The sequence below is a fragment of the Wujia chipingensis genome (genome assembly GCF_014337155.1).
Classification (GTDB): domain Bacteria; phylum Bacillota; class Clostridia; order Lachnospirales; family Lachnospiraceae; genus Coprococcus_C; species Coprococcus_C hominis.
On sequence record NZ_CP060632.1, the window covers coordinates 2,452,327 to 2,464,615 of the forward strand.

General features: G+C 41.9%; 10 protein-coding genes. All 10 read right to left on the minus strand.

Annotated elements, in window-relative coordinates; all coding sequences use genetic code 11:
• Positions 1–4: 4 nt before the first annotated feature.
• On the minus strand, positions 5–529 hold the full coding sequence (locus tag H9Q76_RS11475; protein WP_117715737.1) for a multidrug transporter: 525 nt from the start codon (positions 527–529) through the stop codon (positions 5–7).
• Positions 530–920: 391 nt separating this feature from the next.
• Positions 921–1,898, minus strand: coding sequence for a DUF3991 and TOPRIM domain-containing protein (locus H9Q76_RS11480; RefSeq protein ID WP_249321115.1), 978 nt, complete (start codon positions 1,896–1,898; stop codon positions 921–923).
• Between the two features lie 4 nt (positions 1,899–1,902).
• Positions 1,903–2,442 carry a JAB domain-containing protein gene (locus H9Q76_RS11485; protein WP_004611525.1) on the minus strand — a complete coding sequence of 180 codons (540 nt, stop codon included), beginning with the start codon at positions 2,440–2,442 and terminating at the stop codon, positions 1,903–1,905.
• Between the two features lie 109 nt (positions 2,443–2,551).
• Positions 2,552–3,547 carry a DUF5688 family protein gene (locus H9Q76_RS11490; protein ID WP_015567847.1) on the minus strand — a complete coding sequence of 332 codons (996 nt, stop codon included), beginning with the start codon at positions 3,545–3,547 and terminating at the stop codon, positions 2,552–2,554.
• Positions 3,548–3,620: 73 nt separating this feature from the next.
• Positions 3,621–8,999: a SpaA isopeptide-forming pilin-related protein gene (locus H9Q76_RS11495; RefSeq protein ID WP_249321117.1), complete on the minus strand. Its 5,379-nt coding sequence runs from the start codon at positions 8,997–8,999 to the stop codon at positions 3,621–3,623.
• Positions 9,000–9,090: 91 nt separating this feature from the next.
• The gene (locus H9Q76_RS11500) at positions 9,091–9,933 is read right to left on the minus strand and encodes an ICP22 family protein (RefSeq protein ID WP_334298700.1); all 843 of its coding nucleotides are present in this window, start codon (positions 9,931–9,933) and stop codon (positions 9,091–9,093) included.
• Positions 9,934–10,114: 181 nt separating this feature from the next.
• Entirely contained in the window at positions 10,115–10,288 is a 174-nt protein-coding gene (locus H9Q76_RS11505; RefSeq protein WP_015516967.1) for a hypothetical protein, read from the minus strand.
• Positions 10,289–10,293: 5 nt separating this feature from the next.
• Positions 10,294–10,740 carry a hypothetical protein gene (locus tag H9Q76_RS11510; RefSeq protein WP_005340579.1) on the minus strand — a complete coding sequence of 149 codons (447 nt, stop codon included), beginning with the start codon at positions 10,738–10,740 and terminating at the stop codon, positions 10,294–10,296.
• Positions 10,741–10,754: 14 nt separating this feature from the next.
• A complete protein-coding gene (locus H9Q76_RS11515) occupies positions 10,755–11,672 on the minus strand; it encodes a ParM/StbA family protein (RefSeq protein WP_249321121.1) in 918 nt (305 codons plus the stop codon).
• A gap of 292 nt (positions 11,673–11,964) precedes the next feature.
• Positions 11,965–12,114 (minus strand): hypothetical protein, encoded by a 150-nt coding sequence (locus tag H9Q76_RS11520; protein WP_015567903.1) that lies wholly within the window; start codon positions 12,112–12,114, stop codon positions 11,965–11,967.
• Positions 12,115–12,289: the final 175 nt, after the last annotated feature.

Sequence of the window (12,289 nt, forward strand, 5' to 3'; positions counted from 1 at the left end):
AGACTCACCTTCCTCTCTTACCCGTACTATAATCCTTAATTCCTTCTGCAACTGTCACCGCAGCTTTTTCCAAATCATCCCTGCTACTTAGATGACTAATGAATGATTCCACCAAAGCAGCTGCCATTTCATCAATCTCCTTTGCATAACAGGTCTTTTCAAACAACCTGTCCAGCCTCTTTTCATCTGCTTTCAAACTGTCATACTTATCCTGAAACTCACTGTAATCTTTAAAATCCTTTGGATCATTCCTGTGTGCATCAGCATCAAGTATCAGTTCATAGTTCCATTCACAAACAGTATCTATAACATCATCTATCGGGTATGGTTCAATTTCACCATTCTCCTCAGCTACATCCTGTCTGTACATCTTTCCATCAGAATCTATGCCAATAGCATAATCATGACCTTCCATATAATTAAGCAATATTGCAGCATCTTCTATCGAAGGGTTAAGTAAGATATCAAATGTGTCTGCCCAGGCAATCAGTTCTTCTGGTTTTGAAAATAGCGTAACTTCTGCATCCATTGCTTCCTTGCACCTCCTTATCCGTGTTTAGTAAATATTCACCAAAGCTCCAGTCTCCAGTTAGTCCCCGGCGACTGCTAGATACGCATTAGAGACATCTCTGTCCTAATGCCATCTAGTTAGGGAGAAAATCTCCCTAAAACCCTCTGTTTATGAAAGTGGGGGCGCTTTTTGCCCCCACTTTGCTACTTTGGGGGCGCTTTCTGCCCCCATTTTGTTATTTTGGGGGCGCTTTCTGCCCCCACTTTTATTTTTACTCCAGTCCGGATTTTGTCGTGTCCAAATTGCGGGGGCACTTTTTGCCCCCACTTTGACATTTTGGGGGCGCTTTCTGCCCCCACTTTGCTGTTTTGGGGGCGCTTTCTGCCCCCACACATCAAAATCCGATTTCTCATGCCCTGACTGGTTCATCTGCTCTCTGATTCATCTGGTTCAGATTAAGCTTTGCCGCCACAAGCCACTCGTTGTAATCCTTATATCCGGCTGGAGGCGGACAGTCTTCTACCTCATATCCAAGCTCATAATACTTTCTCATAAGTTCAGCTGCTGCTTTTCTCCCCGGCTCATCTCCATCAAGGCAGAACCGGATGGAAGTAATCTGCGGATGTTCCCGAAGAAAAGTCTCAAGTGGTGCATCTGCAAGCATCCCAAGTGCCAGCTTATTTGATTCATAATCCGCGAAGATATCGACATAACTCATAAGGTCGATTGCTGCCTCAAATACTACAAGCTCTGTACTGTTAACATTTACCACATTAAATCCATAGTTCTTATCATTTCCTGTGACATCACACTTGAATGGCTTACCCTGCTTATCAAACACTCCCCGCATACTTGCAAATCTTGTCACTCCATTTTTATCATTTCCCTTGAAAACAACATTGTGGTAATGCCTGCTCTCATAAATCAGTCCATCTTTTAAAAACAGATCTATGACTGCTCTGCTGATTCCTCTCTCCTGATTCAGATATGAAATAAGATAGGAATTATCTCCTGCAGGTTCCGGTAGGACAAACGGCTTTCTCTCCTCTGCCTGCTTCTGCGATACCTGATGAACAAGTGGCTGCTTTACAGGATTCTCGATTCTTCTGTATCCTGCAAAATCTAAAAGCCAGAACACAGCCTCTTTTACACTCATTCCACAAAATACCCGTAAGAAATCTATCTGTGAGCCGCCATTGTTGCCTTTGTCAAACTGCCTTGACCATCTGTACCAATGGCTTCTGTTATAGATACGAATGGAATCCATCTCCTTTAAAGTGTGGTATTTGCCAATCCTCTTTACTGTATACCCAAGGCTTTCTGCAACTGCACACAGGTCAACACTCTTTGCTATGGCAAGCTCTTCATCCGTAAATCTTCCATCCATGCTTTCACCTTGCCTTTCCCTGCTCTGCTACAAGCGGTGACTTGATATCAAGTGTCCGGTAATCCGTGCTCAGGGTAATCTTAGGATTATCAATCATGCCTTTTTCCCTGAAACTGAAAAATTCACGATTGTCACCACCGACTATGATATGGTCAATGAGCGGTATTCCCATCAGTTCACACAGCTTGTTCATGCGGTCTGTCATCATCGTGTCTGCCTTGCTTGGGAATACATTTCCGGATGGATGACAATGGATTAACATCATGCTTGCAGCATTACTTAAGATACTTGATTTAAACAGCTCTCTCGGATGTGCCATTGCCTCATTTAAAGAACCAACACTTGCAAAATGCACATTGATAGGTTTTAAATCTGACCTTAGATTGACCACACACACTACTTCCCTGTCAAACTGGCACATACAGTCTCCCATGACAGCAGCTATATCCGCCGGATTATTAAAGGTGTGCTCCGAATAAATCGGAGCATCCTTTACAAGTCTTACCGAAACCACATCAAGCTTGAAGTCATTCTTCTTTGGCATCAGACACCGCCTCCTCTCCAAACTCGACACGGATAACAAAGTCACCTTTCTGGCTGTTTATGAGAGCAATGAGTTCTTCCATTGTAAGTTCCTGCTCCATAACTGCCTCCTATCTGGACTTTTCCTTCGCATCATATACAAGGGGAGGTTCTGCAACGATACCATCAAGTCTCTTGTTTGGTGTATCAGTTGCAAGGGTGAGTTTTCTTAAATCCTTATCATAGTGATATACCTGATTGGAAAGTCTCTCGTCCAAAGACACCTCCTGCATATTTACCTCGACTACCATCTGTGCTAGCATCTCAGGGCTTCCCATATCTGAAGATACTGCAATAACCTCATGCACGCTCGAAGGGAGAATATAAAGGTCACTCTCTAAACTCTCTGCCAGCTCATGAAGCTCATTCTCATAAAGCATGGATGCTGCACCATTGATACCATTTTCATTGGAAATCACCCACATCGTCTGCTCCGGTGGAATCTCAGCTATCATCATCTCTGCGATCTCCTGTGGCATCCCATCCCTTGCGAACATTTCTTTCATAATGTCATTCATGCTACGAACGACAGGTGGGAAGAGTCTTCTTGTGTTTTCCGCTGCACACTTAAAGAGCTGTTCCTCGCTCATTCCAAGTCTTTTCGCAAATTCATTTGTAATTTTTGAACTCTGCACCGCATCCTTATCTGCACTGATTATTACCTTATATACAATAGAAAGATCCTGGAACTCCCTGTGAGGCACCTGTTCCAAAAATGTTTTATTCTGCTCTGTATTGATGAGCTGGAATACAATCTTCTCGTTAGCATCTCTCATAATGCTGTCCACATCAACAACCGGAGCCTGCTCATATGCCCTTTCCATGAAGTCACATGCAGCCATAAGTGTTTCCTCAAGATCACCACAATCCTGATACTTCTTATACATGTCATTGATATAAATCGTAGGCGAAATGTTCCTGCCTTCCTCTCTTAAGATGATGCCATCAAGAGTCACATTCACCTTTTCCACGGGTTCTACCACAAGCTCCATTCCTTTGAACTTCTCAGGCATATAATCCATAAACTTTTCTTTTACTACTTCCTTAAAAATCTCGTAATTCATCATATTACGGTTCCTCCTTAATCTAAAAAAGCGGGGAACATAAGTTACTGGCTTACATTCCCCGCAAGGTTAATTGTTACTGTTTATTCTTTTTCTTTCTTCCACGAAGTCCGACTCCAACACCTGTAATAAGTGCAAGTGCACCGATTCCAAGATAAAGAAGCGGATTTGCATTGTCGCCTGTCTGTGGAAGCTTAGGCTCTGTCGGTACATTGACAAGCTTAAGTGTTGTTACAACAACTTCCGGTGCATTGTCATCATATCGAAGAGTTACATCGTGAGCTGTTTCATCAAGGATATATCCGTCAGCTGCTTTTGTCTCAACTACTGTATAATGGATATCTTCCTTAAATGAACCATCCTCATTGTAAGTACAGATAGGAAGCTCCTTGCTCTCTGCATGACCATTCTTGTCAGTAGTGAGTGTATCAAGCACCTTTCCGTCCTTATCCCTTACTTCAAATACAACACCCTCGATCGGCTTTCCGGTTACTTTGTCAGTTTTCTCAATGACAATCTTACCGACTGCCTGTTCATCTTTCATGGATACCTTCTGGATTTCTGCTTTCTCCTTTACTTCAAAGGTTACATCACTTGCCACCTTATATCCATATGGTGCAGATTCCTCTCTGAGTGTGTACTTTCCGACAGGAAGTCTCTCAATCATATGAGTCTTTCCTGCCTCTGATGTCCAGCTCTCAACAAGCTTTCCATCAGCATCAATAACCGAAAGCTTTGCTCCAGGCAATTCTTTCTTGCCTGTGATATCAGTCTTTGAAATTTCTACCTTGATCGGTGCATTTTCAAATGCTGCCTTAAACTCGATAACCTTTACCTTATCTCCCTGATATGAAGCATCCACATCAAAAATCTTATCAGACTTCACATAGCCCTTTGGTGCCTCAATCTCTTTGACATAATACTGTCCAAGCGGAAGGTCAGAGGTAAATGTTACTTTGCCATCCTTTCCAGTAACACCTCTCTCAATCTGTGTATCTGCTTTGACAATGACTTTTCCATCTTTATTTACGATATCCTCTTTCGCAAATAAGCCGAATACTGCACCTTCAAGAGCATTCTTCGTCTCTGAATCAGTCTTTGTGACAGTAATCTGCACCTTCTGTCTCTCATTGGTTACATCCATTCCCGCAAATACAACCTTTGTATTCTGGTCGATATAAGAAAGGTCTGCATCAATCGGTGTATCATCCAGCACAAATCCATCTAATGTCTTTGTCTCTACAAGATAATACTTGCCAAGTGGAAGGTCATCAATTCTTGCAATGCCCTTATCGTTCGTAACAATGGTTGCTACCTTGTCACCAGCTTTGTGGTATACAGTTCCAAGTCCGTCTGCACTCACAATATCCTCTTTTGCATATACATCAAAGGTTACTCCTGCAAGACTGTCCTTGAAGTAATTGAAAATGAAATCATACCAGTGTCCCTTCATAAGAGTGGTATCTGTTACAAACTCGCCATCCTTGTTGATCACGATAGAACCAGTCGGAACCTCATCCTTCATTTCTACATGCTGCACATCTCCTGTATCCTCTACAGTAAACTGAATATCGGTTGCTTTCAGATATCCGTAAGGAGCAAATTCCTCACGAAGAGTGTAAGTCTCTCCAACTACAAGTCTCTTGATCACATGTGCTTCCTTGGCATCAGATGTCCAAGTGTCTACCACATTTCCATCCTTATCAAGTACAGTAAGTGTTGCACCTGTAAGCTCTGCACCACTTGTGATATCTGTCTTTGTAAACTCAAAGGTTGTAGGTGTGTTTTTATACTCGCTGTTATATACAGCAGTCTTAACATCCTGTCCCTGATATTTTGTATCAAAGTTTACTGCTTCCTCATTTGTCACATATCCGGCAGGCTTTACAAGCTCTCTTGCAACATATTTTGCAAATGGATAATTCTTAACAAAAGCAATCTTTCCATTCTCATCAGATGTTGCCTTCTCAAGAAGTGTGCCTTTCTCGATAATAACTCTGCCATCAGCATTCTTGATATCCTCATCTGCATAAAGACCAAATACTGCACCTGCAATCGGTGTGTTATCTTCTGCATCAAGCTTAGTCACTGACATATCAAGCTTCTGTCTGTCATCTGAGAAAGTAAGGCTTTCCTTGATAACAGGTGTCTTATCATCCACATATGTGAATGTCACTTTCTGCTCATTCGGATTTAATACATATCCGTATGGAGCTTCCACTTCCACAACTCTGTACTGTCCAAGAGGAAGATTCTTAGTTGTTGCCTTTCCATCCTTGCCAGTTGTAAGAGTTGTCACAAGGTCTCCCTTGCTGTAATACTTAATTCGGTTTCCGCCTGCATCCTTCTGGTTGTCTGCTGTGTAAATATCCTCGGCAGCATAAACTTTGAATTTTGCTCCGGCAAGTGAGCCTTCCTTATAAACAAACTCTTTCTCATATGAGCTTGCAAGAAGTCCTCCCTTGAATCCATCAAGTACCTCTCCCTTCTTTTCTACAGTCAGCTCTCCTACTGCAGGGGCATCGGAATATTCCACGGTAATGATCGCATCATTTGTATCACCATCTGTTTCAAATGCTGTGTCAGTATCAACAGAGATGTTGACATACTTATCATTTACAACATATCCGAATGGTGCTTTGACCTCTTCAATACGATAATTACCGATTTTAAGAGCTTCCGGTAAGATTAAATCTCCGTCCTCATCAGTAAAGAATGAAGTATGCTCTACCTTTGACGGATAAGTTGTGTACTGCTTCACATACTCGTTCTTATCAATATTGAAGATTTTAAACTCTGCATTTGGTACAAGTACTGTCTGCTTTGTATCAGAATCCTTCTTGATCACACGAAGCTTTGCAGTAAATTCCCTGTCAAGAAATACTCTCCATGTCTGAGGCTTGTCAGGATGGTTCTCGCTGATTTTTACCTCAAATGGCTTGATTGCCTTCATGTTATGCGGAGTCTTTGACTCAACTACCACATAGATTCCATAAGGAATTGCAATGGAAACTGCATGTCCCTTATCATCGGATGTGATTGTTGTTGCTCCGTTTTCCCCGATTACTACCGGAGTTGCCTTATCAAAGTCATAACTTCCATCTGCCTTTACAGGTAAAGATGATTTCAAATAAGCTGTGAACTCTGCACCTGCAAGCAGTCCTGCTTCAGTATCATCGCCATTGTCAGATACCTTGATAAGCTGGAATGGCTGCTTGATGACCTGCTCTGCTGAGGTTGTGCTTCTTGATACCTCTGCTACTAAGTCGCCCTCGTAGTCGCATACTACATCATGCTCCTCTTCATCTAAAAGATATCCTTCTGATGGTGTGATTTCTTTCACATAATAGTTGCCGAGATAAAGGTTATTAACCTCTGCCTCGCCAGTCTTATCTGTTGTAAGAGTTGCAACCAAGTCTCCTGCTTTGAAAACAACACCTGTTGCTCCGTCCGGATGCTGGATATCGTTTCTTGCATAAAGACCATAGACAGCTCCCTCAAGGCTTGCATCTCCCTGGGCTGCTGCCTTGCCTGATTCCTTGTCTACCTTGTAGATATGAATCTTTGCTGTAGTTCTGTCATTTACAAATGTGTGACTGAATGATGCCTTTGCCTGTGTTTCAGGTAATACATTGAAATTGAAGCTGTAAACATCTTTACTGTTTCTGATATACGCATATGGTGCCTGTGTCTCTGAGACATAATATCCGTTAGAGATTGGCAGATCTACGCTGTAGCTTGCCTTTCCGTCCTCACCTGTAGTTACTGTCTCAAGAGCTGTACCCTTTGTCACAATAACCTGTCCGGCATAGTTTTTGATGTCATTTCCGGCATAAAGTGTGTACTTGCCGCCATCAAGAGGATTCTCTGTGTCAGAGTCCTTCTTTACGACAGATACATCCGCTTTCTGTCTTGTATTCTCAATCGTAGTTGATTCATACTGGACTGTCACAGTCTGGTCCTTATACTCAACTGCTACTGTCTGAGGTGTGGTATTGATTGTATATCCGTCAATGCTCTTAATCTCAGTAACCACATAAGTTCCAAGATGAAGGTCAGATAATACCACCTGTCCGTCAGTTCCTGTTGTTAGGCTTTCTGCTACAACATCGCCAGCACTATACACCTTTGTACCATCTGCCTTGTAGATATCTGCCCCGGCAGTTACCTTGAATGCTGCTCCGGAAAGCTTCTTTTTCTCATAGGTGAAATTGCTTCCATTCCATGAGCTAAGCACCTCACCCTCTTTGTAGATTGTGATTGCTCCAAGCTGCTCTTTATCTGTTGCAGAGATTCCCGTTGTCTGTCCTGCTTTTACAGTAAGTGTATGAACCTTACCGGAAAGGACATATCCCTTTGGAGCGGTAATCTCTTTTACATAATAAGTGCCTGCAACAAGTGCAGCTGACTTTGCATATCCGTTTCCATCTGTTGTCATGGTCTGTACTCTGTTTGTGCATCCGCTGTCAGAATAGATTCCATAGACTGCACCGGAAAGCTTCACTCCGCTTGACTCGTCTGTCTTTGTAAGCTCACCATATCCGATGTTCTCTGTCTTGACCTTGATATAGGCTTTGATAGGATCTGCTGTCGGTCTTTCAGAAATAAACTCCTGATATCCGCTCTTTCCTGTAAGCCAGAATACACAGCTTGATGTTGTCTCAACCTTGCCAGCATTGGATGTGAATGTTCCTGTTGTAGCTGTGGTATTCACGCTCGTTGAAGAGATTGTAATACTGTTGCCATTCTTATCAACAGAATATCCGCTGATGCCAAAATCAAAATCTGATAAAACACCATTGCTGTCAGATAATGTTGTTTCAAATCTCTGATTTGATTCATTCCACTTTAATTCATAAGTTGGTGCCTCACTGGTTCTGCGTGATGCAAAACTTGGAAGTGTTGCATTGTAGGAACTGCTGATATTGTCCCTGAGTCTCTCATAATAGCTGTATGAAGAATCAGGACTAGGTGCTGTGTTGCAGAGCTTTCTAGCTGCCGAATCACCACTTCCGGTTCCAAAAATATCTGCTACAATTACCCATACCATTGCCTGAGTTGCGATATACTCATCGCACTGGCTGTTGCTTGGTGCCGCCTTTTGTGTACTGTTAAACCCATAATAAAGGCAGTAACTTAAAAGCTTTCTCTGCTGTGCTGACATTGATGTGCTCGCATCATCGTAGCTGTTCATAAGCTGACCGCCATCTGCTCTTAATCCGAAATTCATACAATATGCAGAATTTCCGTCAAGAATTGAATACAGAATCTTGCCATGATTATATCCGGACTTCAGCTCACTTACTTCTCCGGAATTTTTGACTGACGCATTCCAGAACGCAATATTTGCCTGCGGACTGGCTGCAAATGCTGTTGTTCCATTCGTAAAGAGTGTTCCTACCAGTGTGAGCATCGCCAAAAATCCTGCCATAAAACGCTTTAGTTTCTGTTTCATGTGCTCTTTCCTCCTTAATTTTCGCATAAAAAAAGAAAGACATAAGTTTATGGCTTACATCTTTCTTCCTTCTGCTTCTATTCGTTTTTATTTATCTGTGACATCGAAACTCGTAATAGTCTGTGCCGCCTGTCGTGTAAACTCCATCATAACTGATGTAGAATACCGGATCTGTTTCCAAAAGTAACATACTTGCAATATACTCTGCGATTGCATCCTCAGATGATAACCGCTGTCCATCAATGGTACTTGCTTTGTTGAGGTCTGTCTCTACAAACACACTATAATAAGAGCCTTCCATACCATCGTAAGGATAATACTCATTGTACTCTTCCTGCGTGATACTGCCGTCATTCAAATGATTCTGTAAATTCTGCTGTGTGGTAATCATCCCTCCTGCCTGACACTTTGCTGTTGCAAGTGACACAACATTCTGTGGACTGTACGCCACGGATGCAGGCTGTGGATTGCTCACATTGTCTTTCGGACTGTCTGTAGTCTGACCACCATTACCTGCATTACTCTGATTTCCACCAGCTTCCTTATTACCACTTGCAGGAGCTTTCTGTTCCGGCTCGTCATCCTGCTCTGACTTTTCTTTCTGCTTTGAAGCAGTTTCATTATCAGCAGACTGGTTATCTTCCTTATCAGTCTTCTCTTCTGAATCTTTAACCTCGGCAATATCTTTCTCTGTCTCTTCACTTCCAGCTTCGGTTGTGACCTCTGTGACAGCTTCCGCTGCCATTTCTGCTTCTTCAGTTGGCTTTACGCTTTCCGTCTGTTTCTCTGTCTGATTATCAGCCTTTTCCTTACCACCATTACAGTCAGCCATTGAAAAGACCAGTACTGCGGATAATAAGATAATACTTATCTTCTTCATAGTAATCGCCCATCCCTTCTCCGCAAGGGGGACGGGCTTTGTGTTCCGTGCCATCCACCCTTGCGGTGAACTATTTATCTGTAATGCACGGGACACATAGGACTGTCCCGTATTCTGTGCATCTTAAACTCCTTTCATTATACCAGCTCTCTTATTTTAAAGAAATACTGCATAAGTCTTCTGTTTTTCTTATAATTTAAGAATAAACCCTTTACCTGCATACGCTCACCTCCTCTCAGAATGTGCCCATTCTTACGAATGAAAGAAATATCCTTGCCACCATAGCGAATAGAAGAAGAATTATTCTGGCAAGTCCTAAGACCAGCTTCAACGCTCCAAGAATTATCCTTAATATCCACTTGAGTATCTCTAAAATCACTGTTCCTACGGCTCCCATAACTCTTCTCATAATAATCAGTCTCCTTTCGACATCCATCCCATTGCAAGTCCTGCAACATCTGCATCGTCCATAACATCTTCTGTAGGTTCTTGTGCTTCACTATTGGCTGCCTGCATTATTACCGGCTGACCAACATTCATCCCGGATATCACTCCGCCTAACAGCCTTATGACCTCTTTCCTAGCCTCATTGGTTGCTGCTTCAATGACTTCTTCCTTAATGTCATCAATATCTTCTGACCGGATATATTCAGCCCGCTCTTTTTCCTTCTTCTTGATAACAAAGGTTTCTTTTCCATAATTATCAATGTAGAACTGAATCGCATCTATGATGAACTGATTCTTAGATTTGAAAATCTTCGGATCAAGGTTCTGAATCACATCATTGATTTTCACATGCTGTGGATTGCTCATGTTGAGGCGGACAGAAGTTTTTACTTCATATTCAAGTCTTCTTCCCATCATCTGCCTCCTTATTATAATCGCTTAGTGCTTTTAAGTCCCATCGTGGCAAGCTGTTCATATCCTCTTGCATTTGCCTTTACATCAAGGTTATAGGAAATGTTCTTTGCATCGTGACTGCCAAAATTCTTCATCACAACTGCCCCGCCACCGACAAATACAATCGGTGTAGTCTTTAAGTTATACCCAAACTCACGGATTGAGTTATATACCTTATCAACAAAATCCTCTATCTCAGCCTTGATAATGGCAAAGTATTCATCATCAATATCTGACCTGCCATATCGCATGATGTTCTGTATCTCTGACTCGTCTACCTCTCCGTTAAGCTGTCTTACACACTGCTCATTGATAGAACGCATACAGGTAATAAGACCTTTTGGAATCGTCACACACTTTGATTCATCCGGTGACTTGTTGATTACCGGCATAATGTCGATTGTCCAGCTTCCAATATCTACTATCAGTGTTTTCTTTGCCATAGCAGGAATCTTGTCCACTACTGCTGCATAGCACTGAGGAAATACTGCCACATCATCAATTTCAATATGATATGACTCATTCTCATATTTGAAGCTTACACGCTTATTCTTTGTCAGGTACTTGATAAAATCATTCTTCTCTGCTCCAAACCTTGTAAGTGGAAGTCCTACTGCAAGGAATACCTTTGCCTCTGCAAGACCTCTTCTTTTAAGTTCCTTAGCAACTGCTGCAAGAGTGAGAAGATAAAAGCTGTCATCTTCGACCTTTGTATCCTTTACTTCCTGCCTTACAGTTCCGACCTTGTAAAACTTTCCTTCATACTCAAGTACATCACCGAAAAGTGCCGGAGTAGTTGTAATCTCCTTAACTCCTGTGACAAATACCTGAGAGATTGTTTTCATCATTGACCAGCCATGATCAATGCCGATTACTTCTAACTTGTTATTCATGTGTTTTGCACATCCTTTCTTCTTAAACAGCCACTTGAACATCTTAACCACCTACTTTCCTATCAGCTTTCGCATACAAGGAAAACAATAACCATTCCCTCGATAATATGGACATCCGACACATTCCGTCGGAAGTTTCTGTTCTTTTTTCTTAGATGGTTTACAACATGTTCCATTGGCACATCTGTTGTTATGTCCCCAGAAGAATCTACAATGCATACAATCTTTTAATTCTCTTTCAAGCTTTTCTTCTGGAGATACAAACCTGCGTTTCTTATGCTTATCTCTTTTTTCAACTGTTCCCACCAGAGCTCTCCTCCCTTCCAAGGAGTGATTGCTCTCTTATATTTTCCAATATCCTGTCCGACTCACCTGCTGTCCTTGCTAATGAATACAATACGATAAGAACAATAATTATAAATGCTATGCTAAATCCCATCATCACTTTGTCCTCCTTCAAATTAGTTGCCATATAGACAAAATTTGAATTTGGAAGTGATATAGTCTACATGGCTATGCTTAATGCTAAGCATGTAGGTACACGCCAGTCTTCTAGTGTACTGTATCATTGATATTTAATTAATTTTATGGTCTGACAAACCGTTTCATGATATACT